The sequence below is a fragment of the Variovorax sp. VNK109 genome (genome assembly GCF_049445855.1).
GTDB lineage: Bacteria > Pseudomonadota > Gammaproteobacteria > Burkholderiales > Burkholderiaceae_C > JAGOCV01.
The window spans coordinates 77,529-100,201 of record NZ_JBMSDV010000005.1; the positions used below are offsets into that span (position 1 = coordinate 77,529).

Consider the following 22,673-nt stretch of genomic DNA (forward strand, 5'->3'; position numbering starts at 1 on the left):
CGGGTGGCGTAGCCGGCACCGCAAACCAGCCCCTGAAAATGCCCTGCAGGTCAACACGAGTGCAGCAGTTCGCACCAAATCGGAACATACAAGATTGCACCAACAACGGGCAATTTATTGACGCACCAATTCGGGGCCGAGCTTGACCGGAAACCGCCGGAGACCTTCCAGCAGGGCAATGTAGGCGGATTCCGCGCGCCCTGGTTCGCCTTTCACTCCCAGTTCGATGTGGCGGCCGTATTCAGGATGATCCACGCTGGGCAGGCTGAACACCTTCACTCCTTCGTGGCCGCGCTCGATCTCCTCCATCAACGGGGTGAGCGTCGCCTCCATCGAACCGAAGACGATGACAGACTTTTCCAGCCACGCCGCGCGACGGAACAGCGCGCCATACTGCTGGTCGAGCACCGATTCGATCATCGGCCAGGCCATCACCGGAAATCCGGGCACGAAATGGACATGGCCTACCGAGAAACCGGGAATCTTGTTGTACGGATTGGAGATGATGCGGGCGCCTCTGGGAAACACACCCATGTTCAGGCGATGAACGTTGTCCGCGCGATCCGGCTCATAGGGCACGCCCTGCTCGCGCGCGGTGTCCTGCATGCGCTCGCGGATCAGTGCTTCGGCCTGGGGATGGAGTTCCAGCGGCACCTCCAGCGCGGCGGCGGCGCATTGCCGCGTGTGGTCGTCCGGTGTTGCGCCGATGCCGCCGCAGGAAAAAACGATCTCTCCGCTGGCCCAGGCACGACGCAGTGCGGCGGTGATGCGCTCGGGCGAGTCGCCTACGTATTCGGCATAGTCCAGGTGAAGTCCCCGCGCGCCCAGCAGCTCGATCACCTTGGGCATGTGCTTGTCGGCTCGCTTGCCCGACATGATCTCGTCGCCGACGATGATCAGGCCGAAGCGGGGAACAGGGGGCGTGTCTGCCGCTTCAGCGGCCTGCGGGAGGGGGAGGGTCATCCGGCAATGCTAGCCGTTCTGGCGACGGGGCCGTTGGCGGCTCGATGGGTTCCAGCACCATGGTCGAGGGGGCACCCTGCATGGTCGTCGCATACTCTTCCTGCCGCAGCCGTTGCAGGGCATCGAGACAGTAGTGCGCGAACCAGAGCGACGAGAAGGCGAACACCAGCGTGTAGATCCAGATTGCCACCGGCACAAGGATGACGAAGGCGGCTGCGAACAGCGCGCCCGACGCCCACACGATGCTCGGCGCTGCGCCGAGATATCCTGTGAGCACACCGATACCCAGCAGCCAGCCTCGATGGCGGCGCAGAAGTTCACGACGCTCGTTTGCGCTGGCGTGGTCAGCCAGCGCGTCGAAACTCATCACGCGATAGGTCAGCCAGCCCCAGATGAGTGGTGGCAACACCAGGATCAGTGGCGGGATCAGCCACAGCGGCATGGACACCACGAGCGCAATGATGGCCAGCAGCGTCACACCCAGCGAGCGCAGCATGCTGCCGATGAAAGAGCCGCCGCGCTTGCGCTCGAGCGCTGCAAAACGGCGCTCCGCCACCAGCGAGGTCAGCGCGGGCGTCATGAGTGCGGCGACAACCAGCAGCGATACGAGCACGAGCACCGGCGTCACCGCGAAGATGACGATCAGCGGCGCGACGACGGTCTTGAGGTTACTGGCACCGAAGCGCTCGAGCCATCCCCAAAGGCTGGTCAGCAGCGACGACGAGTCCAGCATCGCACGCACCCATTCCACGGCCGGGTCCCAGTAGAAATAGCCGAGCCCGAACGACAGCGCGACCATGAGCACCAGCGGCAGGAAAGAGAGTGCGATCACACGCGGATGCAGGCAATACGCCACCGCACGCCAGAACGAATCGAGAAGCAGGGTCATGGCCGGAGCTTACCTTTACGCACGCCGTCCGAACAGACGCTTGAGGCCCAGCCATTGCTGGGACCAGAAGCCGCGACCGTAATCGCGCGCCTGCTCCACCTGATCACGGATGCCGGTCGGGTCGTAACGCAACTGGAAATCGGCCGTGCGGAACAGCATGTCCCACCACGGCAGCAGCACGCCGAAGTTGCAGCCGCCCAGTGTGCCGCGTTCGGCGCCCTCGTGGCCGATGCCGACGCTGTGATGTCGCCGATGGAAGCGCGGACTGATCCAGAGCCGCTCGCCCATTTGCCCGAACCACAGCTTCAGATTCGCATGCTGGAAGCTCTCGCTGAGTTGCGTGAGCGCAACGATGGCGACGAACTGCCCCGGAGGAACGCCGATCAGCCAGGCCACCACGACGATGATCGTGTCGCGCAGCACGTCGTCCAGCAAGTGGTTGCGGTTGTCGCTCCACATCGTCATCTGGCGCTGCGAGTGGTGCAACGCGTGCAGGCTCCACCACCAGTTCAGCTCGTGCTGGCCGCGATGGATCCAGTAGTCCACGAAGTCGAACACCACCAGGTAAATGAGGAACGCCACGATGGCCTGGTCGGTCACGCCCGGCCAGAGCTCGTCCAGATGCAGCGTGTGCAGCCCGGCAACGCGCAACATGCCGAAGACGTCGTCGAGCAACGGGGTGAGCGTGAAGAAAAGTGCGAGACGGAACAGTCCGAGGCGATGGATCAGTGTGTAGAGGATGTCAATACGGATGGCTGCGCGATCGGTGACGGGCTCGACCGGTCGCAGCCGCTGCAACGGACCGAATACGAGCAGCAGCACGGCGATCTGGAGCAGCCCGACCAGCAGCCAGCCGGTGGCTGCGAAACCGTCTTCCAGCAGGTTGGACAGGCCGAGCGCCACCATGAGGGGCTGGATCACCGACTCGAACAGTGCCTCCTGCGCCTGCGCGAACAAGTCGGTCAATGCGTCCATCACTTGTGCGCCTTGGCGGCGATCCAGTCCTGGTATTGCGGATGTTCACGCAAGGTGCGGAAGCAGAAGCCTTTCGCCTTGAGGCCGACGATCAATGGCTCCAGCACTGCCGGCGCCCACGGATCGTTGCGTGACCAGATGCCCAGATGTGCAAGCAGCACATCGCCACTGCGGATGCTGCCCAGCGCCCGATCGAGCAGGACGCTGTTGGGGTATTGCTCGCTCGACAACTCGTCGCCCAGAAAGCCCGCCGGCGACCAGCCGACGTGCTGCCAGCCACACTGGCGCGCCGCCATGAGCAGCGCAGGGGACGTCTTGCCACCCGCGGCGCGGAACAGCGGGAGCGTCTTCTTGCCGGTGATGGCCTCAAGTCGCAGCGCGGCATGCTCGATGTTCCGGCAATACTCGGCAGCGGTCCATATCTGGTCACGCCCGGCCTTGTCGCCGGCCGACGCGCGAATGCGGAAGCGCGTGCCGTCCGCGCGGTTGATGTCTGCGCGCCAGTAGGCGTGGTCCCAGGTGTGCGAAGCGAACTCATGCCCTTCCGCCGCGCGGGCACGCCACCACGACGCCCAGTGGTCGCCGAGACTGCCGTCGCCCACCACGGTCTTCTCGTTCGCGCCGAAGAAGGTCACGCGCACCTGCTGGCGGTTGAGCACGTCGGCCACCAGTGGTGCGATGGCCATGTGTCCGGTGTCGAAGGTGAGATACGCGGGCTTGCCGCACTGTGCGCCGGATGGCTCGCCCTGCGCGAGGACGCCGGGATGCCATGCCGCAAGCACGGCAGCCAGCGCCGCGCAGGACAAGCCCCTGCGCGTCAGGCCACGCCGGATCGCGCGCGACGGCACATGCTCAGCGCGCCGCGTGATCAAGTGTCCAGACGCCATGGGGAGAGGTTCCCACCTTGACCTGCCGCACGATCTTGCGGGTGGTCGTGTCGATCACCGTCAGCTTGCGGGCCCAACGCGATGTCACCATCAGCAGCTTGCCGTCGGCCGAGATGTCCATGCAGTCCGGTCCGCCGGGCGCGGGGAAGCTGTCCACCACCGTCATGGTGTGATAGTCGATCTTGCTGATCGAGTTCGCCACACGGTTGCTCACGAATACGTGCTTGCGATCGCCGGCCGAACGGAATGCATGCGCGCCTGCGGCCGTCTTGATCTTCTGCACCGAGCGCGGCGTACCGCCTGTGACGTCGAAAACTTCCACGCTGTCGCTGCCTGTCAGGCCCACAAGCATGTAACGGTCATCCGGCGTGCCGAACACATCGGCCGGCATCGGGCCGGTCCTGGTGCGCCACTTGATGCTCTGCGTCGCCAGATCAACCGCGACCAGCTCGTCGCTGTCCTGCATGGTGATGAAGGCTGTGGTGCTGCGCGAGTCGATCCAGATGTGACTCGGCGTCTTGCCCGACGGAATGCGCCTGGCCAGCGCGAGATCCTTGCCGTCCCAGCGATAGATATCGATGTGATTGAGCCGGTTGGCAGCCGTCACGAACCACTTCATGTCGGGCGAGAAACGCAGGTGATAGGGGTCGAGCGTGCCACGCACGGTGCGCTGCACTTCAGCCGTGCGCGGGTCGACGAACAGCAGTGAGTCGCCCGCCGAGTTCGCGATGATGAGCGACTTCTCGTCGGGCGTCAGGTAGAGGTGATGGGGCTCCTTCCCGGTGGGAATGCGGCGCAGTTCAGTCCAGTTGGCCGGATCGATCACGCTGACCGTGGCGTCGAGCGAGTTGAGCACGAAAACCACGCTGGACAGGGCCGAAGCGGCGCCCGGCCATGCCACCGCCGCAACAACGGCCAGAGCGGCCACACAACGCGCGAGAAAATTCACAAAGAACCCGTGGGAAAACAGCTTTGGAGCAGCCTTGGAGTGTAGCCGGGGCCTGCTGCTAGGATTTGGCGATGGACCTGACCCGCATTGATGGCGTGGGGCTTGAAGTGCAACGCGTTGCAAGCCCTCCCGGTTTACCCCCGAAAGCCCCGCTGGTGTTTCTTCATGAAGGCCTGGGCAGCGTGGCCATGTGGCGCGACTGGCCCGAACAACTTTGCGCCGCCACCGGCCGCGAAGGCTGGGTCTACTCACGCCGGGGCTATGGTCGATCGGAGCCCGTGCCGGACGTGCGCGGTTCAGGACGGCTGGAAGCCGACTACCTGCACCGGGAGGCCTGGGACGTATTGCCTGCCCTGTTGAAGTCGCTGGGCATCGAGAAGCCGGTTCTCGTGGGCCACTCGGACGGCGGCAGCATTTCGCTGCTGCATGCGGCGCGGTACGCGGTCACGGCATGCGTCGTGATGGCACCCCACGTCATCGTCGAAGAGGTTTCCATTGCGTCGATCACCCAGGCACGCGATGCATTCGAGGCCGGCGGCCTGCGCGACCGGCTGGCGCGCTACCACGCCGATGTCGACGTCGCGTTCTGGCAATGGAACGACATCTGGCTCAGTCGCGAATTCAGGGCTTTCGACATCCGGGAGGAATGTCGTGCGATCACCGCGCCGGTGCTCGCCATCCAGGGCGTGGACGATCCCTACGGCACGATGGTGCAGATCGACGACATCCGGCCCGCCGGGCCCATCGAGCGGCGCAAGCTCGCGGCCTGCGGCCACTCGCCGCATCGCGACCAACCCCTGCAGACGACGGACGCCATCCGCGAATTCCTCGCGTCGCAATGAGGCGTCCGGGCGACGTGACGGTCTGCCCGCCTCAGGTCGTCAGCAGCGCCAGGTCGGCCGGCGTCAGCCAGCGCCATTGGCCGGGCGGCAGGTCTTCCGGCAGAACAAGCCCGCCGATGTGCGAGCGATGCAGCCCCTCGACCCGGTTGCCCGCGGCCGCCACCATGCGCTTGACCTGGTGGTACTTGCCCTCCAGCAAGGTAAGCCGCAATGAACACGCTCCCGTCGCCTCGCATGCCGCTGCGCGCACGGGCTTCGGATCGTCGTCCAGCACGACACCTGCCATCAGCTTGTCCACCTGCGCGGCGTCCACGGGATGCTTCGTGACGACCTCGTAGACCTTGGGCACGTGTTTGCGCGGAGAGCTCATGCGGTGGATGAACTGTCCATCGTCCGTCAGGAGCAGCAGGCCCGTCGTGTCCTGGTCCAGGCGGCCCACTGCCTGCACGCCTTGCACCGCCCCCTTCTGCGGCCGCTGGCGCAGCGGCGCGGGCAGCAGTGTGTAGATGCTCGGCCACGTCGAAGGTTTCTGCGAGCATTCGACGCCGGCAGGCTTGTGCAGCATGACGTAGGCCTTGGCGTGGTACTGCCAGCGCTGCCCCATCACGTCGAACTCGAGGCCTTCGACTTCAAAGGCTTCGAACGGGTCATTGCAGACGCGGCCGGTTACCAGAACGTGACCTTGTTGCACCAGACCGACACAAACGCGTCGCGTGCCGAAACCTTGGGAATAGAGAATGTCTTGCAACTGCATGTCGGGCATGCCCGATTGTGTAACAGCTTCGTGATATGGAACGCCGGCTGAAGTTACACTTGGCTACAACTCATTCTGCAAAGGACGAATGCGCGTGGACGGCTTCGGAGCCTGGATGATCGCGGGGGCCGCACTGCTGGCCGGCGTGGTTCTCGGCGCTTTTCTTCACGCCTGGTGGGTCGTGCGCCAGGCACGGGCCCAGCGCCGCATTCCGGCGTACTGGCCGCTGACGATGCGCCTGGTGGCCAACAGCGAGGAACGGCGCGTCTGGCGCTGGTTGTCGCGGGCATTTTTCGATCATCACGTGATGATCAAGATGCCGGTCACGCGCTTTACCCTGCCCCGCTCCAAGGACGAAGGCGGCGAGTGGCACGAGATGCTCAATGCCGCCTATTGCACCTTCACCATCGTCGATTCCGAAGGCCGCGTCGTGGGGTGTGTGGATGTACCGGGCCACGTCGGCATCAGCAAATCGACACGCGTGCTCAAGCAGTCGTTGCTGGACCAGTGCGGCATCAGCTACTGGGTGGTCACCTCGAGCAGCCTGCCCGCGCTGGCCGACATCCGGCGCGAGTTCCTCGGCCCCGAGGCTGCGGCCGTCCAGCCCGGCAGCCGACCGACCGTCAACCCGCAAGTCACGAATGCGCAAGGCGAACTGCGCGCCACCCTCGAACGCAAACGCAGCAGCAAGCGCGTGGTCGAATTCGACCCGATGACCTCGGACCCCGCCGACTTCATGAACAGCAAGCAACTCGAGGAATTCGACCCGCGCAGCGAGCCCAATTCATTCCTGGCTCCGCTGGACAGCCGGCTGGGCGAACTGCGCTGACGCGCACAGGGGGCTAGCCCCGCGTGGCCTCGAGGTGCACCTCGACCTCGCGCTCGACAAATCGCCACTCCGGCGTGGCGCGAAGCTTCTCCAGCAGTTCGGAAAATGCGGGTGCTTCCAAAGGCTCGAATTCGAACCAGGTCAGGAAATCAAAGGGTTGCACTGTCGGCAGGTCGCGACAGTGATGCAGCCTTCGAGCGATCGCCGGCAGATAACGCAGCCCTGTCTCGATGTGGCGTGACTGGGTTTCCAGCACGTCTCGTCGCTCATCCTGCGTCAGGGCCCACCAGGCGTCGGTCTTCCTGATCGGTATGAGAACCGCGAGGGTAGACTGCGCCCGGCCCAATCCTTCCTGCTTCGCAACCAGCGAGGTTTTCTCTTCGCGCGTCACGTAGCGCTCGTTGCTGGTGGTGCCGCTCAGCGTCCACGCGGCTGCAGCGTTGCCATGTGTGGAGGTCATGCGCAGACGTGGGGCGTCTGGCAGCCCCTCCCCCTTGATCCGGACAATCTTTGTGATGGCCCAGTCCCCGACGTCCCCGGCGGAGAAATGAAACAGTCTCGGAGATACGGTCGGGGGCATGGCGTCAACTGGTGCTCGAACAGACCAATCTCCCATGCAAGAAAAACGCCACCCAGCCGATTCCAGCTGGGTGGCGTTTCATGCGTACTGGTGGAGCTGGGGGGATTTGAACCCCCGTCCACAAGCCTTCTCCGCGCAGTTCTACATGTTTAGCGGTCTGATTTGGATCTCACCAACTCCATCGCGCAGTCGCACGCTATGAAGCCGGCCAGTACCCTTTTTTCTCGCCACGCGCCAAGGTACCCGGTGCGCGGCCAGCCTATGTAGATTCCCTTGCAGCCTGGAGATCTTGCGATCCCCTTGCCCAGCCCATTGGCCAACTGTTGCAAGGCTCACCGGTATTAAGCGGCGAGTGCGAAACGTTCGTCGTTTGCAGTTAGTTTGTTTTCAGCGGTTTCACGAGGTGACTGAACCTCGACATGCCCTGCTGCGTGTCCGAACCCGTGTCGAAACCAGTGCAGCCCCGGACCGGGTATTTTAGGCCTGCTTCGCCGATTGCAAGTCAGACAGGAGCGAAAGTACCTGCAACGGCGAGTGCACAGTGGCGTGAGCGCCCCAGTTCGCCGTGTCCACATGGTCACCGAGGTACCCGTACTGGGCCGCCACGGTCCGCATGCCAGCGGCATGCCCGGCGATGATGTCGCGCTCGTCGTCGCCGACATAGATGCAATGCGCAGGCGACACCCCCATCCGGCGCGCCGCCTCGAGCAATGGTGCCGGATGCGGCTTGGCATGCGGCGTCGTGTCTCCGCTGACCACGGCGGCGGCGGTTGCGAACAGCGGCATGCCGCGCGTCAGCGGATCGGTGAACCGCGCGGACTTGTTCGTCACCACACCCCACGCCAGGCCTTGCGCATGCAAACGCTCGATGAGCTCGGCGACGCCGTCGAAGGCGTAGGTGCGCTCGGTCATGCACGACTCGTAGTTACGGAAGAATTCCTCGCGCATCAACGGAAAATCCGGGTGGTCCGGCGTCATGTTGAAGGCAATGCCCAGCATCCCCCGCGCACCAGCGCCAGCCATGTGGCGGTAGTGGTCGAGCGGAAAGGAACTCAGCCCGCGCTCGACCCGCATGCGGTCGGCAGCAGCGCCAAGATCGGGGGCGCTGTCGATGAGCGTGCCGTCCAGGTCGAACAGCACGGCACGGACGTCATTGAACATCGGAGGCCTTGCGCGTGGAAATCATGTAGTTGACGCTGGTGTCACCGTTCAGCGCATAGCGCTGCGTCAGCGGGTTGTAGGAGAGCCCGCGGCTCGCCGCCTGATCCAGACCGGCCGCGCGACAGAAGCCCGCGAGCTCGCTGGGCCGAAGCAGCCGGGCGTATTCGTGCGTACCGCGCGGGACAAGCCCCAGCACATACTCCGCGCCAACGATGGCGAAGGCAAAGGCCTTCGCGTTGCGGTTGATCGTCGAGAAGAACACCCAGCCGCCCGGCTTGACCATCGTTGCGCATGCGCTCACCACCGACGCCGGGTCCGGCACATGCTCGAGCATCTCCATGCAGGTGATGACATCGAAGCTCGCAGGCTGTTCGGCTGCCAATGCTTCGGCGCTGATCTCGCGATACTCGATAGCCGGCGTCCGGGCCTCCAGCGCATGCAGTTGCGCCACACGCAAGGCCTTGGTGGCCAGGTCGATGCCTGTCACCGTGGCCCCACGGCGAGCCATGGAGTCCGCGAGGATGCCCCCGCCGCAGCCGACGTCCAGCACACGTTTGCCGGCCAGCGACGCCTGCTGGTCGATCCAGTCCAGCCGCAGCGGGTTGATCTGGTGCAGGGGCTTGAATTCACTTTCGGTGTCCCACCAGCGGTGGGCCAGTTCGGAAAACTTGGCCAGTTCCGCCGGGTCTGCGTTCGCGTCGGAGATATCTGCTGTCGTCATCGGAGGCATTATCCGTTCGGGCAATCCGGCCCAGGCATAAAAAAACCCCGCCGGGGCGGGGTTTGTTCAAGCAATCCGGAGATTACTTGTTGGCGCGGGTACCGACCACTTCGATTTCCACGCGACGGTTCTTCGCACGGCCTTCGGAGGTCTTGTTGTCAGCGACGGGTTGCTTTTCACCCTTGCCTTCGGTGTACACGCGGTTCTTTTCGATGCCCTTGCTCACCAGGTAAGCCTTGACAGCTTCGGCGCGACGCACCGACAGGCCCTGGTTGTAAGCATCAGAGCCCACCGAGTCGGTGTGGCCAACGGCGATGATCACTTCCAGGTTGATGTCCTTGACCTTGCTGGTCAGGTCGTCGAGCTTGGCCTTGCCTTCGGGCTTGAGGACCGACTTGTCGAAGTCGAAGAACGCGTCAGCGGCGTAGGTCACCTTGGTCGCAACTGCGGGGGCAACTGCGGCCGGGGCAGGAGCGCGTGCGGGAGCCGGTGCGGCGGCGGGGGCCGGAGCCGGGGCCGGGGCAGGAGCAGCCGGACGAGCCGGGGCGATGGCGCCGTCGCAACCGGCGGCGGCAGTCGCCGGCGTCCAGTTGGCATCGCGCCAGCACAGTTCGTTCGTGCCGTTCTTCCACACGAGTTCGGACGTGCCGTTACGCCAGTTGTCAATCGTTTGGGCGCCAGCGGCGGTAGCGAGCGCTGCGGAAGCAAACAACATCGCCACTTTATTCAGTTTCTTCATGGTTCTCCTCATAGGGAAAAAGCCGCAGCCGCGCTGCGAATCAAGACGCTTTCAGTGACCATCACGAAAAACGTTGAGCCGATTGTGCCATATGGCTGTAGGCAGGCAATCAGAAACGTCTCGCACTCGCGTAGGACAAAAGCGCGAGCAAACAGGGTGTTGCTCTGTTGCGACATCCCGTTGGCCCTAAAATCGGCGTTTCCGCCGCTGTTCCAGCCCTCCTCCATGACCCAGTTCGCCAAAGAAACACTGCCCATCAGCCTGGAAGAGGAGATGCGGCGCAGCTACCTCGATTACGCCATGAGCGTGATCGTGGGCCGCGCCCTCCCCGATGCACGCGATGGCCTGAAGCCCGTGCACCGCCGCGCGCTCTATGCGATGCACGAGCAGAACAACGACTGGAACCGGCCCTTCCGCAAGAGCGCCCGTATCGTCGGGGATGTGATGGGTAAGTACCACCCGCACGGCGACAGCGCGATCTACGACACCATCGTCCGCATGGCCCAGCCGTTCTCGCTGCGCCACATGCTGGTGGACGGCCAGGGCAACTTCGGCTCGGTCGACGGCGACAACGCGGCGGCCATGCGGTACACCGAAATCCGCCTGACCAAGATCGCCCACGAGATGCTGGCGGACATCGACAAGGAAACGGTCGACTTCATCCCCAACTACGACGGGTCGCTGAAAGAGCCGTCGGTGCTGCCGTCGCGGCTGCCCAACCTGCTGGTCAACGGCTCATCCGGCATCGCCGTGGGCATGGCCACCAACATCCCGCCGCACAACCTGAATGAAGTGGTGGATGCCTGCCTGCACCTGCTGCGCAACCCGGGTGCGTCCATCGACGAGCTGATGGAGATCGTGCCTGCACCGGACTTCCCGACCGCCGGCATCATTTACGGCATCAACGGGGTGAAGGAAGGCTATCGAACCGGCCGCGGCCGCGTGGTCATGCGCGCCAGGTGCCACTTCGAGGACATCGACAAGGGTTCGCGCCAGGCCATCATCGTCGACGAGATTCCCTATCAGGTGAACAAGAAGACGCTGCTGGAGCGCATCGCCGAACTGGTCCACGAGAAGAAGATCGAGGGCATCAGCCACATCCAGGACGAGTCCGACAAGTCCGGCATGCGTGTGGTGATCGAGCTCAAGCGCGGCGAAGTGCCCGAGGTCGTGCTGAACAATCTCTACAAACAGACCCAACTGCAGGATACTTTCGGGATGAACATGGTGGCGCTGGTGGACGGCCAGCCGCGCCTGTGCAACCTGAAGGACCTGATCGACGTCTTCCTGCAGCACCGCCGCGAGGTGGTGACGCGCCGCACGGTGTTCGAACTGCGCAAGGCACGCGAGCGCGGCCACGTGCTGGAAGGCCTGGCCGTCGCGTTGGCCAACATCGACGAATTCATCCGCATCATCCGCGAATCCCCAACCCCGCCGGTGGCCAAGGCCGAGCTGATGACGCGCTCGTGGGACAGCAGCCTGGTGCGCGAAATGCTCACCCGTTCGCGCGCCGACGGTGGCGTGGTCAATGCCGACGACTACCGCCCCGAAGGGCTGGAACGCGAGTTCGGCATGCAGGGCGACGGCCTGTACCGCCTCTCGGAGACGCAGGCCCAGGAAATCCTGCAGATGCGCCTGCAACGCCTGACGGGCCTCGAGCAGGACAAGATCGTTGCCGAGTACAAGGAAGTCATGGCCGAGATCGACGACCTGCTGGACATCCTGTCCAAGCCGGAGCGCGTGTCGACCATCATCGGCGAGGAACTCACCACCATCCGCACCGAGTACGGCCAGACCAAGCTGGGCGCACGCCGCAGCGTGGTAGAGCACAACGCGCAGGATCTCGCCACCGAAGACCTGATCACGCCGACCGACATGGTCGTCACGCTCAGCCATTCGGGCTACATCAAGAGCCAGCCGCTGTCCGAATACCGTGCGCAGAAGCGCGGCGGCCGCGGCAAGCAAGGCGCGGCGACGAAGGAAGACGACTGGATCGACCAGCTCTTCATTGCCAACACGCACGACTACATCCTGTGCTTCTCCAACCGCGGCCGGCTGTACTGGCTCAAGGTCTGGGAAGTGCCCGCCGGCTCCCGTAATTCGCGCGGCCGGCCCATCGTCAACATGTTCCCGCTGGCCGACGGCGAGAAGATCAACGTCGTGCTGCCGCTCACGGGCGAATTCCGCAGCTTCCCGGCCGACCACTATGTGTTCATGACCACGTCGATGGGCACGGTGAAGAAGACCGCGCTCGACGAATTCAGCAACCCGCGCAAGGGCGGCATCATTGCCGTGGACCTGGACGACGGCGACTTCCTGATCGGTGCAGCACTCACCGACGGCAAGCACGACGTGATGCTGTTCTCGGACGGCGGCAAGGCCGTGCGCTTCGACGAGAACGACGTGCGCCCCATGGGCCGTGCAGCACGCGGCGTGCGCGGCATGATGCTGGAAGAAGGCCAGAGCGTCATCGCCATGCTGGTGGCCGAGGACGAGACACAGAGCGTGCTGACCGCCACCCAGAACGGATACGGCAAGCGCACGTCGATCACCGAATACACGCGCCATGGCCGCGGCACCAAGGGCATGATCGCCATCCAGCAGTCCGAACGCAACGGCAAGGTGGTCGCAGCCACGCTGGTGCATGCAGACGACGAGATCATGCTGATCACTGACCGTGGCGTCATCGTGCGCACACGTGTGAGCGAAATCCGCGAACTCGGCCGCGCGACGCAGGGCGTGACCCTGATCTCGCTGGACGAAGGCGCACAGCTCAGCGGGCTGCAACGCATCGTGGAGAACGACGCGAATGCGGAGTCTGGCGCCGAAACGGGCACCGAAGCAGGTGACGATGCGGCCGAACCCCCAACCGAGGAATCCAATTGAAGTACATCCGATTCATTGCAGCCAGCCTCGCGCTGACGGCTGCCGTCGTTCACGCCCAGGCCGACGCCAGGAAAGACCTGGTGCAGAAACTCCTGCAACTGCAGCAGCCCGGCGTGGAACAGCTCGCCCGCCAGTTGGCAGAGCAGCCCGCAGCGCAGGCGGCTCAGGAAGCCGCCCTCGCCATCCGCGCCCGCGTGGCGGCCGACAAGCGTGACGCGGCCATCAAGGCATCGGACGCGGAGATCAAGAAGTACCTGGACGAGGCCATTCCGTTCGTGCAGCAGAAAGCCGTGGAAACCGCACGCACGGCGGTCGGTCCGATCCTGGAAGAGAAGTTCACGGAGGATGAGCTCAAGCAGCTCGTCGCCATGATCGACTCGCCGGTCTACAAGAAGTACGTTCAGATCGACCCTGAACTGCGCAACGCCTTGCTGCGCAAGCTCGTGGCCGACACGAAACCGCAGATCGACCCGAAGATCCGCACACTGCAAGCCAACATCAACAAGATCGTCGGCGTGCCGCCGCAACCTGCCGCACAACCGGCCCAGCCCGCAGCTCCTGCCAAGAAATAAACGGAACACCGGTGGCCCAACGCCCTTTCAACTTTTCCGCCGGCCCCGCCGCCATTCCCGAAGAGGTGCTCCAGAAGGCAGCTGCCGAAATGCTCGACTGGCACGGCAGCGGCATGAGCGTGATGGAAATGAGCCATCGCGGCCGCGAGTTCATCTCCATCTACGAGCAGACCGAGACCGATCTCCGCGAACTTCTGGCCATCCCGCCGGACTATCGCGTGCTGTTCATGCAGGGCGGCGGTATCGGCGAGAACGCCATCGTGCCGCTCAACCTCTCGCGCGGTGAAGCGGCAGATTTCGTCGTCACCGGCAGCTGGAGCCAGAAGTCCGCCAAGGAAGCACGGAAATACTGCACCGCGAATCTGGCGGCGTCCAACGAGGCGTCCGGCTTCACGACGCTGCCCGACCCCGCCACATGGAAGCTGGACAGCCGCGCGCGCTATGTGCACCTGTGCTCCAACGAAACGATCCACGGCGTGGAAGTCCATCAGTTGCCGGATCTCAAGGGGCTGGGTAGCGACGCACCGCTGGTGATCGACTTCTCCTCGCACGTCGCTACGCGCCCGGTCGACTGGTCGCGCGTCGGCCTGGCCTTCGGTGGCGCGCAGAAGAACCTGGGGCCGGCTGGCGTCACGCTGGTCGTGGTGCGCGAAGACCTGCTGGGGCATGCCTTGCCCATCTGCCCGAGCGCGTTCGACTACAAGGTCGTCTCGGACAACGGCTCGATGTACAACACGCCGCCGACATGGGCCATCTACATCGCTGGCCTGACCTTCCAGTGGCTGAAGGCACAGACGGAAGGCTCGCTCACCGGTGTGGCGGCGATGGAGCTGCGCAACATCGCCAAGGCGAAGCTGCTGTACGACTTCATCGACCGGTCGCCTTTCTACGTGAACAAGGTGTCGCCCGACTGCCGTTCGCGCATGAACATCCCCTTCTTCCTGGCCGACGAATCGCGCAACGACGCATTCCTGGCCGGAGCCAAGGCACGCGGGTTGCTTCAGCTCAAGGGCCACAAGTCGGTGGGCGGCATGCGCGCGAGCATCTACAACGCCATGCCGCTGGCCGGCGTCCAGGCCCTCGTGGACTACCTGCAAGAATTCGAGAAGACCCAGAGCTGACCGCAATGCCAAAGACCCTGCCGGAGCTGCGCACGCAGATTGACGCCGTCGACCAGGAACTGCTGGCGCTGCTGAGCCGTCGCGCGCAACTTGCCCATGAAGTCGGCGAGATCAAGCGCGTGGAGAAATCCCCCGTATTCCGCCCGGAGCGCGAAGCCCAGGTCATCCGGGGCCTGCAGGACCGGAACGCCGGCCCCCTCAAGGCACCGCACATTGCTCATATCTGGCGCGAGATCATGTCGGCCTGCCGTGCGCTGGAAGCACCTCAGCGCGTGGCCTATCTCGGGCCGACCGGCACGTTCAGTGAAGAAGCTGCCCTGCAATTCTTCGGCTCCAGCATCGAACGCGTGCCCTGCGGCAGCTTCGACGAGGTCTTCCACGCGGCCACGTCCGGGGCGGCCGAATACGGCATCGTGCCCGTCGAGAACTCCACCGAAGGCGTGGTCACGCGTTCGCTGGACCTGTTCCTCAATTCGCCGTTGCACATCGTGGGCGAGGTCAGCCTGCTCGTGCGGCACAACCTGCTGCGCCTGTCGGCCTCGCTCGAGGGCATCGAGGTCGTCTGCGCACACCCGCAGGCGCTGGCGCAATGCCAGGGCTGGCTGAGCGCCCACCTGCCGAATGCCGAGCGGCGTGCCGTCGCCAGCAATGCAGAAGGCGCGCGCCTCGCGTCCACCAACCCGGCCTGGGCCGGCATCGCCAGTGAACGTGCGGGCGCCGAATTCGGACTCCACGTGGTATCGCCCGGCATCCAGGACCTGGCCATCAATCGCACGCGCTTCGCCGTGATCTGCCTGCCCTCGGTCATGGACGCACCCGCCGCATCGGGCAAGGACCACGTGAGCCTGGTCGTGTCCGTGCCCAACCGTCCCGGCGCCGTGCACGACCTGCTCGTGCCGCTCAAGAAGCACGGCGTCTCGATGACGCGCTTCGAATCGCGCCCCGCCCGCTCCGGGCAGTGGGATTACTACTTCTACATCGACGTGGAAGGCCATCCTTCGCAGCCCCGCATGGCGACGGCGCTGGGTGAGCTGCAGGCGTTGTGTGCCTTCTACAAGGTGCTCGGCACCTACGCCACGGGGGATTGACGCGCCATGTTCGAGCAACTGGGACTGATCGGCTGCGGCCTGATGGGCGGCTCCTTCGCACTGGCGCTCAAACGCGCCGGACTGGTGAAACGCGTGGTGGGCTACAGCAAGTCGCCGTCCACGACCGAGCGCGCCCGCCTGATGGGCGTGATCGATGTGGAAGCGCCGTCGGCGTTGCTGGCGGTATCGGGCGCCGACATCGTGCTGATCGCCGTGCCTGTGGCGGCCACGGAAGCCACGCTCAAGGCCATCCGCCACCTGATCACACCCCAGATGTTGATCATGGACGTGGGCTCGACCAAGCGCGACGTGGTGGATGCCGCCCGCCGCGTGCTGCGCGAGCAGGTCGGCACCTTCGTCCCGGCGCATCCTGTGGCGGGCAAGGAACTGTCCGGCGTCGAACATGCCGACCCCGATCTCTATACCGGCAAACAGGTCATCCTCACCCCCATCGAACGCACGCTGACTGCCAACCTCCAGAAGGCGGCGGCCACGTGGCAGGCACTGGGTTGCAACGTGGTGCGCATGTCGCCCGAATCGCATGACGCGGCCTTCGCTGCAGTGAGCCACCTGCCGCACCTGATCGCCTTCGCGCTCATGAACACCATCACCGGTCAGCCCAACGGGCGCGATTTCCTCTCACTGGCAGGCCCGGGTTTCCGCGACTTCACCCGGATCGCCGCCAGCGACTCCAAGATGTGGCGGGACGTGATGCTGGCCAACCGCGAGGAACTGCTCGCTCAGGCCGACCTGTTCCGCCGCACGCTGCAGGCGCTCGAACTCATGATCGAAAGCGGCAATGGCGAGGCGCTCGAAGGCCTCATCCACCAGGCCAGCCAGACGCGCGCCAACTGGCGCATGACCTCCAACAAGCCTTCGCATTGAAGCGCCAACGCGCTTCTCCTTTCATGTTCGCCACCGAATTCCTGGACGTTCCGCCGCTGTCCGGCGCGCACGGCACTGTCGCCCTGCCCGGCTCGAAGAGCATCTCCAATCGCCTGCTGTTGCTGGCCGCCCTGAGCGAAGGCGTCACTACGCTGCATGGCCTGCTCGACTCCGACGACACCCGCGTGATGCTCACCGCGCTGGAGCGGCTGGGCTGTGGCGTCAGCCAGGACGGCAGTGCCACGGTGATCCGTGGACTGGGCCGCAAACCGCCGGAATCGCCCGCGGAACTCTTCCTCGGGAACGCCGGCACGGCCATGCGCCCGTTGACGGCAGCACTTGCGGTGCTCGGCGGCGACTTCACCCTCAGTGGCGTGGCCCGCATGCACGAGCGCCCCATCGGCGACCTGGTGGAAGCCTTGCGCCAACTCGGTTGCCACATCGACTACATCGGCCAGGACGGCTACCCGCCGCTGCGGATCGGTCTGCCCTCGCTCCGCCTGGATGCGCCGATCCAGGTCCGCGGTGATGTCTCGAGCCAGTTCCTCACGGCCTTGCTGCTGGCCCTGCCCCTCGTTTCGGCACGGGACATCGTCATCGAGGTCGTGGGTGAGCTGATCTCGCGTCCTTACGTCGAAATCACGTTGGCGCTGCTGGCGCGTTTTGGCATCCAGGTCCGTCGCGACGGGTGGCAGCGCTTCACCATCCCCGCCGGCAGCCGGTATGTATCCCCTGGCGATGTGCACGTGGAATCGGACGCGTCGTCTGCCAGCTATTTCATCGCCCTCGGTGCGATTGCCGACGGCGACGGTATCGGCATCGAAGGGGTCGGCGAAGCATCCATCCAGGGCGACATCCGGTTCATCGATGCAGCGCGCGCCATGGGCGCCCGCATCGAAAGCGGACCGAACTCGTTGCGGATCCATCGGGGTGAGTGGCCGCTGCGCGCCATTGACCTGGACTGCAACCACATCCCCGATGCCGCCATGACGCTGGCCGTCATGGCGCTGTACGCAGATGGTCCGAGCGTCCTGCGCAACATCGCAAGCTGGCGCGTGAAGGAGACCGACCGCATTGCGGCCATGGCCACCGAGCTGCGCAAGCTCGGCGCCACTGTCGAAGAGGGCGCCGATTTCATCCGCGTGACGCCGCCCGCCGAACCGGCCGATTGGCGCGCCGCCAGCATCCACACTTACGACGATCACCGCGTCGCCATGTGCTTTTCGCTGGCCGCCTTCAACCCCGCCGGCCTGCCGGTGCGCATTGAAGACCCGAAGTGCGTCGCCAAAACCTTTCCCGACTATTTCGAAACATTGTTCTCGGTCGTCCACGCCGCGAATGACGATGTGCCCGTGCTGTGCATCGACGGCCCGACTGCCTCCGGCAAGGGCACGGTGGCCGCCGAAGTCGCGAAGTCGCTCGGCTACCACTTCCTCGACTCGGGCGCGCTGTATCGCGTGACCGCCTTTGCCGGCCGCCGCGCCGGCATGTCGCCCGAGCCGCAGCATGAAACCGCCATCGCTGCGCTGGCCCGACGCCTGCCGATCCGCTTTTCGGAAGGCCGCATCCTGCTGGACGGCGAGGACGTTTCGGACGCCATCCGTACCGAAGAGGCAGGGATGGATGCCTCCCGTGTGTCCGCCCTGCCCGCCGTGCGCGATGCGCTGATCGTGCTGCAGCACAGCTTCCGCCGCTTGCCGGGACTCGTGGCCGACGGGCGCGACATGGGCACCGTGATCTTCCCGCAGGCCACGATGAAGGTGTTCCTGACCGCCAGCGCCGCCAAGCGTGCGGAGCGGCGCCATAAGCAGTTGATTTCAAAGGGTTTTTCGTCTATACTCGCCGACTTGCGCGCTGATCTTGAAGCGCGCGACGCCCGGGACTCTTCCCGGACCGTTGCGCCCTTGAAGCCAGCAGCAGATGCCCACCTCCTCGACAACTCGGATCTCTCGATCGAAGAATCGGTGAATCAGGTGCTGACGTGGTGGCAGGCAAAGCAGCCGTTCGGGGCAACCTGAGCGGCTGGAGAACGGCCCACCCGGCCCCCTCCGCGCTGCATGCGCACAGGCCAGGTGGTTCATCAACCAACCGCGGAATCATTTTCCGCAAACGAAACCGTCCTCAGTCTTGGAAATGGCCGCATGGTGCAGCTGTGAACCTGTGGACGGAAGGAACCTCAATGTCTGAATCTTTTGCCGCCCTGTTCGAAGAATCCCTGCAACGCTCGGAAATGCGTTCGGGTGAAGTCATCACCGCCGAAGTCGTGCGCATCGAGCACAACTTCGTGGTCGTCAACGCTGGCCTCAAGTCCGAAGCCTACGTGCCTGTCGACGAATTCAAGAACGACCAGGGTGAAGTCGAAGTCCAGGTCGGCGACTTCGTGTCGGTGGCCATCGACGCCATCGAAAACGGTTATGGCGACACCATCCTCTCGCGCGACAAGGCCAAGCGCCTGGCCTCGTGGCTCGCGCTCGAGAAGGCCCTGGAATCCGGCGAATTCGTCACCGGCACCACCAGTGGCAAGGTCAAGGGTGGCCTCACGGTGCTGGTCAACGGCATCCGCGCCTTCCTGCCGGGTTCGCTGATCGACACGCGTCCCATCAAGGACCTGACCCCCTTCGAGAACAAGACCCTCGAATTCAAGGTCATCAAGCTCGACCGCAAGCGCAACAACGTGGTGCTGAGCCGCCGCGCCGTGGTGGAAGCCTCCATGGGCGAAGAGCGCGCCAAGCTGATGGAAACCCTGAAGGAAGGCTCCATCGTCCGCGGCGTGGTCAAGAACATCACCGAATACGGTGCGTTCGTGGACCTGGGCGGCATCGACGGCCTGCTGCACATCACCGACATGGCATGGCGCCGTGTCCGCCACCCGAGCGAAGTCGTTCAGGCCGGCCAGGAAATCACCGCCAAGATCCTCAAGTTCGACACCGAGAAGAACCGCGTGTCGCTGGGTCTCAAGCAGATGGGCGACGACCCGTGGATGGGCGTGAACCGCCGCTACCCGCAAGGCACACGCATGTTCGGCAAGATCACCAACATCGCCGACTACGGCGCGTTCGTGGAACTCGAGCCCGGCATCGAAGGCCTGGTGCACGTCTCCGAAATGGACTGGACCAACAAGAACGTGGCGCCCTCCAAGATCGTGTCGCTGGGTGACGAAGTCGAAGTCATGGTCCTCGAGATCGACGAAGACAAGCGCCGCATCAGCCTTGGCATGAAGCAGTGCAAGGCCAACCCGTGGCAGGAATTCGCGCAGAACACCAAGCGCGGCGACCGCGTCAAGGGCCCGATCAAGTCGATCACCGACTTCGGCGTGTTCGTCGGCCTGGCTGCCGGCATCGACGGCCTGGTGCACCTGTCCGACCTGTCCTGGAACGAGCCCGGCGAAGCCGCTGTGCGCAACTACAAGAAGGGCCAGGAAGTCGAAGCCCTGGTGCTGGCCGTGGACGTGGACCGCGAACGCATCAGCCTGGGCATCAAGCAACTGGACGCCGACCCGTTCACCACCTTCGTGTCGGTCAACGACAAGGGCCAGATCGTGACCGGCAAGGTCAAGACGGTTGACGCCCGTGGCGCAGAGATCGACCTCGGCCAGGACATCCTGGGCTACCTGCGCGCATCCGAAATCAGCCGCGACCGCGTCGAAGACGCGCGCAACGTGCTGAAGGAAGGCGACGAAGTCACGGCAGTCGTGGTGAACGTGGATCGCAAGACCCGCAACATCCAGCTGTCGATCAAGGCCAAGGACGCTGCCGACCAGCAGGAAGCCATGGCCAGCCTGAGCCAGCAGTCTGCCCGCGAGAACGCCGGTACGACCAGCCTGGGCGCGCTGCTGCGTGCCAAGCTGGACAACAACAGCGGCAACTGACGCGATGCGCACGGCGCAGGCAGGGCCTTCGTGGCCCGGTCTGCGCCGCAGCAGACCCTGCCAACCCAGAAATCATGACCCGTTCCGACCTTGTTGAAGAACTGGCCGCGCGTTTCAGCCAGCTCACGCACCGCGACGCCGAGTTCGCCGTCAAGACGATTCTTGACGCAATGAGCGACGCACTGGTGCGCGGACACCGCATCGAAATCCGCGGCTTCGGCAGTTTCTCCATCAACCGCCGGCCACCGCGCATGGGACGCAATCCCCGCAGCGGCGAGAGCGTGGCCATTCCCGAAAAGCGCGTCCCCCACTTCAAGCCGGGCAAAGCCCTGCGCGAAGCCGTGGACAAACGCACGGCCGAACTCGGTGTCGGTGAGTAGAGACGACTAGAATTCATTCGCTGCCCCCGGGAGACGAATGAAATACCTCGCATGGCTGCTCAAGGCAGCCATTTTTTTTACGCTCTTCGCTTTTGCGCTGAACAACCAGCATGACGTGACCGTGCACTTCTTCTTCGGCACGCAATGGCGCGCGCCGCTGGTGCTGGTGGTGCTGGCCGCCTTCGCTCTGGGCCTTGCTGCCGGAACCCTTGCGATGGTTCCGCGTTGGTGGCGTCATCGCACTGCGGCGCGCAAGTCGCAGGTCGAGCCCACAAGCGGCGAATCAGAAATGCCGCCTGGCAGCCACCATGGAATTTGATTTCAGCTGGCTGCTGCTGGGTCTGCCGGTGGCTTTCGTCCTGGGCTGGCTGGCTTCGCGTGTCGACCTGCGGCAGTTGCGCATCGAGAACCGCCAGGCACCCAAGGCCTATTTCAAGGGCCTGAACTTCCTGCTCAACGAGCAGCAGGACAAGGCCATCGATGCCTTCATCGAAGCGGTACAGAACGACCCCGACACGTCCGAGCTGCATTTCGCGCTCGGCAACCTGTTCCGCCGGCGCGGTGAGTACGAACGCGCCGTACGCGTGCACGAGCATCTGCTGTCCCGTGCCGACCTGTCGCAGGTCGATCGCGACCGCGCGCAACATGCGCTCGCACTCGACTTCCTCAAGGCTGGCCTGCTGGACCGTGCCGAGGATGCGCTGCGCCGCCTGGAAGGTACCGCACACGAAGGCCAGGCACGGCTCGCGCTCCTGGCCATCTATGAGCGCTCGCGCGAGTGGGCGAACGCCGCTGCCATCGCCAGCAAGCTTGATGAATCGGGCACTGCCAGCTTCAGCATCCGGCAGGCGCACTACCTGTGCGAGCAGGCGGCCACACAGCTGGCTGCAGGCCACGAGACGCAGGCCATCGCGTTGCTGGAGACTGCCGTACAAACCGCACCGCAAGCGCCGCGTCCGCGCATGGACCTGTCCTCGCTGCTGCTCGTCCAGGGACACGGGCAGCAGGCCTGGGAACATCTGCGCACGCTGGCGCAGGCCAACCCGGCGACACTTCCCCTTTTCGCGCGCGCCTTGCTGACTGCGGGCAAGGCCTGCGGCGAAGTCGATGCGGCCCGCGCGCTTCTGCTGCACAGCTACCAGGCCATGCCGTCGCTGGACGTGCTGGAAGCACTGATCGAAAGCGGCGCCGTCCCGCCAGACGGCACCTCTGGTGGCGCCTCTGGTAGCGCGTCCGCCGCGCAGGCCGAGCCGCGCGACTGGTATGCGCGGCATCTGGAACGCGAGCCCTCACTGGTCGCAGCTGCCCGCTGGATCGCCAGCGAGAAGTTCGAGCACGAGCAGTTCCATCCGCAGGTGCAGCGCGCGCTCGACCATGCAGCCAGGCCGCTGCTGCGCTATCGCTGCGCCGCATGCGGCTTCGAGGCCCAGCAGCGCTTCTGGCAATGTCCCGGCTGCCAGGCCTGGGACAGCTACCCGCCACAGCGCGTCGAAGAACTCTAAGCAGCCGGCCGGCGTGCTGACCAAATAAAACAGTTGCAACAGACCTGAGGGTCAACCTGCTTTTTCCACACGGCGTTGGACG

General features: G+C 64.7%; 22 protein-coding genes and 1 other RNA gene. 12 read left to right on the forward strand and 11 right to left on the reverse strand.

What is annotated here, in order from left to right:
* Nucleotides 1-114: 114 nt before the first annotated feature.
* From ACO2Q9_RS16760 to ACO2Q9_RS16780, 5 genes are read right to left on the reverse strand one after another with little or no spacing between them, the layout of a single operon-like run.
* Nucleotides 115-963 carry a competence/damage-inducible protein A gene (locus ACO2Q9_RS16760; RefSeq protein WP_423312924.1) on the reverse strand — a complete coding sequence of 283 codons (849 nt, stop codon included), beginning with the start codon at nt 961-963 and terminating at the stop codon, nt 115-117.
* On the reverse strand, nt 935-1,852 hold the full coding sequence (locus ACO2Q9_RS16765) for an EI24 domain-containing protein (protein ID WP_423312925.1): 918 nt from the start codon (nt 1,850-1,852) through the stop codon (nt 935-937). The genes ACO2Q9_RS16760 and ACO2Q9_RS16765 overlap by 29 nt, the downstream gene beginning before the upstream one ends.
* A gap of 15 nt (nt 1,853-1,867) precedes the next feature.
* Nucleotides 1,868-2,827 carry a sterol desaturase family protein gene (locus tag ACO2Q9_RS16770; protein ID WP_423312926.1) on the reverse strand — a complete coding sequence of 320 codons (960 nt, stop codon included), beginning with the start codon at nt 2,825-2,827 and terminating at the stop codon, nt 1,868-1,870.
* A complete protein-coding gene (locus ACO2Q9_RS16775) occupies nt 2,827-3,714 on the reverse strand; it encodes a polysaccharide deacetylase family protein (RefSeq protein ID WP_423312927.1) in 888 nt (295 codons plus the stop codon). Before ACO2Q9_RS16775 ends, ACO2Q9_RS16770 begins: the two co-directional genes overlap by 1 nt.
* A complete protein-coding gene (locus tag ACO2Q9_RS16780; RefSeq protein WP_423313247.1) occupies nt 3,680-4,633 on the reverse strand; it encodes a YncE family protein in 954 nt (317 codons plus the stop codon). The genes ACO2Q9_RS16775 and ACO2Q9_RS16780 overlap by 35 nt, the downstream gene beginning before the upstream one ends.
* 101 nt (nt 4,634-4,734) lie before the next feature.
* Here ACO2Q9_RS16780 and ACO2Q9_RS16785 point away from each other — a divergent pair, with 101 nt between their 5' ends.
* Nucleotides 4,735-5,505, forward strand: a complete 771-nt coding sequence (locus ACO2Q9_RS16785) for an alpha/beta fold hydrolase (RefSeq protein ID WP_423312928.1) — start codon at nt 4,735-4,737, stop codon at nt 5,503-5,505.
* A 31-nt stretch (nt 5,506-5,536) separates the two neighbouring features.
* Here the strand turns inward: ACO2Q9_RS16785 and ACO2Q9_RS16790 are convergent, their stop codons facing one another.
* Nucleotides 5,537-6,259, reverse strand: coding sequence for a 16S rRNA pseudouridine(516) synthase (locus ACO2Q9_RS16790; protein ID WP_423313249.1), 723 nt, complete (start codon nt 6,257-6,259; stop codon nt 5,537-5,539).
* A 94-nt stretch (nt 6,260-6,353) separates the two neighbouring features.
* On the opposite strand from ACO2Q9_RS16790, the gene ACO2Q9_RS16795 reads away from it, so the two are divergent.
* Complete coding sequence (locus tag ACO2Q9_RS16795) at nt 6,354-7,088, forward strand: DUF2726 domain-containing protein (protein WP_423312929.1); 735 nt, start codon at nt 6,354-6,356, stop codon at nt 7,086-7,088.
* 13 nt (nt 7,089-7,101) lie between these two features.
* On the opposite strand, the gene ACO2Q9_RS16800 is transcribed toward ACO2Q9_RS16795, so the two are convergent.
* From ACO2Q9_RS16800 to ompA, 5 genes are all read right to left on the reverse strand, one after another.
* Nucleotides 7,102-7,548, reverse strand: a complete 447-nt coding sequence (locus tag ACO2Q9_RS16800; RefSeq protein ID WP_423312930.1) for a chlorite dismutase family protein — start codon at nt 7,546-7,548, stop codon at nt 7,102-7,104.
* 208 nt (nt 7,549-7,756) lie between these two features.
* Nucleotides 7,757-8,133: a transfer-messenger RNA gene (gene ssrA, locus ACO2Q9_RS16805) on the reverse strand.
* 12 nt (nt 8,134-8,145) lie between these two features.
* Complete coding sequence (locus ACO2Q9_RS16810) at nt 8,146-8,829, reverse strand: HAD-IA family hydrolase (RefSeq protein WP_423312931.1); 684 nt, start codon at nt 8,827-8,829, stop codon at nt 8,146-8,148.
* Nucleotides 8,819-9,550 carry a bifunctional 2-polyprenyl-6-hydroxyphenol methylase/3-demethylubiquinol 3-O-methyltransferase UbiG gene (gene ubiG / locus ACO2Q9_RS16815; protein ID WP_423312932.1) on the reverse strand — a complete coding sequence of 244 codons (732 nt, stop codon included), beginning with the start codon at nt 9,548-9,550 and terminating at the stop codon, nt 8,819-8,821. The genes ACO2Q9_RS16810 and ubiG overlap by 11 nt, the downstream gene beginning before the upstream one ends.
* 82 nt (nt 9,551-9,632) lie before the next feature.
* Nucleotides 9,633-10,289, reverse strand: a complete 657-nt coding sequence (ompA, locus tag ACO2Q9_RS16820; RefSeq protein WP_423312933.1) for an outer membrane protein OmpA — start codon at nt 10,287-10,289, stop codon at nt 9,633-9,635.
* A 225-nt stretch (nt 10,290-10,514) separates the two neighbouring features.
* Between ompA and gyrA the strand changes: the two genes are divergently transcribed.
* From gyrA to lapB, 10 genes are all read left to right on the forward strand, one after another.
* Nucleotides 10,515-13,175 carry a DNA gyrase subunit A gene (gene gyrA / locus ACO2Q9_RS16825; protein ID WP_423312934.1) on the forward strand — a complete coding sequence of 887 codons (2,661 nt, stop codon included), beginning with the start codon at nt 10,515-10,517 and terminating at the stop codon, nt 13,173-13,175.
* Nucleotides 13,172-13,747: a DUF2059 domain-containing protein gene (locus ACO2Q9_RS16830; RefSeq protein WP_423312935.1), complete on the forward strand. Its 576-nt coding sequence runs from the start codon at nt 13,172-13,174 to the stop codon at nt 13,745-13,747. Before gyrA ends, ACO2Q9_RS16830 begins: the two co-directional genes overlap by 4 nt.
* A gap of 11 nt (nt 13,748-13,758) precedes the next feature.
* Entirely contained in the window at nt 13,759-14,868 is a 1,110-nt protein-coding gene (gene serC / locus ACO2Q9_RS16835) for a 3-phosphoserine/phosphohydroxythreonine transaminase (RefSeq protein ID WP_423312936.1), read from the forward strand.
* A 5-nt stretch (nt 14,869-14,873) separates the two neighbouring features.
* Complete coding sequence (gene pheA / locus ACO2Q9_RS16840; RefSeq protein WP_423312937.1) at nt 14,874-15,956, forward strand: prephenate dehydratase; 1,083 nt, start codon at nt 14,874-14,876, stop codon at nt 15,954-15,956.
* Between the two features lie 6 nt (nt 15,957-15,962).
* Nucleotides 15,963-16,841 (forward strand): prephenate dehydrogenase, encoded by an 879-nt coding sequence (locus tag ACO2Q9_RS16845; protein ID WP_423312938.1) that lies wholly within the window; start codon nt 15,963-15,965, stop codon nt 16,839-16,841.
* A 23-nt stretch (nt 16,842-16,864) separates the two neighbouring features.
* Nucleotides 16,865-18,859 carry a bifunctional 3-phosphoshikimate 1-carboxyvinyltransferase/cytidylate kinase gene (locus ACO2Q9_RS16850; RefSeq protein ID WP_423312939.1) on the forward strand — a complete coding sequence of 665 codons (1,995 nt, stop codon included), beginning with the start codon at nt 16,865-16,867 and terminating at the stop codon, nt 18,857-18,859.
* Nucleotides 18,860-19,020: 161 nt separating this feature from the next.
* On the forward strand, nt 19,021-20,709 hold the full coding sequence (gene rpsA, locus ACO2Q9_RS16855) for a 30S ribosomal protein S1 (protein ID WP_423312940.1): 1,689 nt from the start codon (nt 19,021-19,023) through the stop codon (nt 20,707-20,709).
* A gap of 74 nt (nt 20,710-20,783) precedes the next feature.
* Nucleotides 20,784-21,089, forward strand: coding sequence for an integration host factor subunit beta (locus ACO2Q9_RS16860; RefSeq protein ID WP_423312941.1), 306 nt, complete (start codon nt 20,784-20,786; stop codon nt 21,087-21,089).
* 37 nt (nt 21,090-21,126) lie between these two features.
* Nucleotides 21,127-21,408: a LapA family protein gene (locus tag ACO2Q9_RS16865; RefSeq protein WP_423312942.1), complete on the forward strand. Its 282-nt coding sequence runs from the start codon at nt 21,127-21,129 to the stop codon at nt 21,406-21,408.
* Entirely contained in the window at nt 21,398-22,591 is a 1,194-nt protein-coding gene (gene lapB / locus ACO2Q9_RS16870; protein ID WP_423312943.1) for a lipopolysaccharide assembly protein LapB, read from the forward strand. Before ACO2Q9_RS16865 ends, lapB begins: the two co-directional genes overlap by 11 nt.
* The last annotated feature ends 82 nt before the right edge of the window (nt 22,592-22,673 follow it).

Excerpts from the sequence above, each read along its gene's own strand:
- ACO2Q9_RS16785 (WP_423312928.1), top strand. The coding sequence starts at position 4,735 with ATGGACCTGACCCGCATTGATGGCGTGGGGCTTGAAGTGCAACGCGTT.
- ACO2Q9_RS16775 (WP_423312927.1), bottom strand. The coding sequence starts at position 3,714 with ATGGCGTCTGGACACTTGATCACGCGGCGCGCTGAGCATGTGCCGTCG.
- rpsA (WP_423312940.1), top strand. The coding sequence starts at position 19,021 with ATGTCTGAATCTTTTGCCGCCCTGTTCGAAGAATCCCTGCAACGCTCG.
- ompA (WP_423312933.1), bottom strand. The coding sequence starts at position 10,289 with ATGAAGAAACTGAATAAAGTGGCGATGTTGTTTGCTTCCGCAGCGCTC.
- ACO2Q9_RS16860 (WP_423312941.1), top strand. The coding sequence starts at position 20,784 with ATGACCCGTTCCGACCTTGTTGAAGAACTGGCCGCGCGTTTCAGCCAG.
- ubiG (WP_423312932.1), bottom strand. The coding sequence starts at position 9,550 with ATGACGACAGCAGATATCTCCGACGCGAACGCAGACCCGGCGGAACTG.
- ACO2Q9_RS16845 (WP_423312938.1), top strand. The coding sequence starts at position 15,963 with ATGTTCGAGCAACTGGGACTGATCGGCTGCGGCCTGATGGGCGGCTCC.
- ACO2Q9_RS16850 (WP_423312939.1), top strand. The coding sequence starts at position 16,865 with ATGTTCGCCACCGAATTCCTGGACGTTCCGCCGCTGTCCGGCGCGCAC.
- ACO2Q9_RS16790 (WP_423313249.1), bottom strand. The coding sequence starts at position 6,259 with ATGCAGTTGCAAGACATTCTCTATTCCCAAGGTTTCGGCACGCGACGC.
- ACO2Q9_RS16865 (WP_423312942.1), top strand. The coding sequence starts at position 21,127 with ATGAAATACCTCGCATGGCTGCTCAAGGCAGCCATTTTTTTTACGCTC.
- ACO2Q9_RS16765 (WP_423312925.1), bottom strand. The coding sequence starts at position 1,852 with ATGACCCTGCTTCTCGATTCGTTCTGGCGTGCGGTGGCGTATTGCCTG.
- ACO2Q9_RS16760 (WP_423312924.1), bottom strand. The coding sequence starts at position 963 with ATGACCCTCCCCCTCCCGCAGGCCGCTGAAGCGGCAGACACGCCCCCT.
- lapB (WP_423312943.1), top strand. The coding sequence starts at position 21,398 with ATGGAATTTGATTTCAGCTGGCTGCTGCTGGGTCTGCCGGTGGCTTTC.
- pheA (WP_423312937.1), top strand. The coding sequence starts at position 14,874 with ATGCCAAAGACCCTGCCGGAGCTGCGCACGCAGATTGACGCCGTCGAC.
- ACO2Q9_RS16810 (WP_423312931.1), bottom strand. The coding sequence starts at position 8,829 with ATGTTCAATGACGTCCGTGCCGTGCTGTTCGACCTGGACGGCACGCTC.
- ACO2Q9_RS16800 (WP_423312930.1), bottom strand. The coding sequence starts at position 7,548 with ATGACCTCCACACATGGCAACGCTGCAGCCGCGTGGACGCTGAGCGGC.
- ACO2Q9_RS16770 (WP_423312926.1), bottom strand. The coding sequence starts at position 2,827 with ATGGACGCATTGACCGACTTGTTCGCGCAGGCGCAGGAGGCACTGTTC.
- gyrA (WP_423312934.1), top strand. The coding sequence starts at position 10,515 with ATGACCCAGTTCGCCAAAGAAACACTGCCCATCAGCCTGGAAGAGGAG.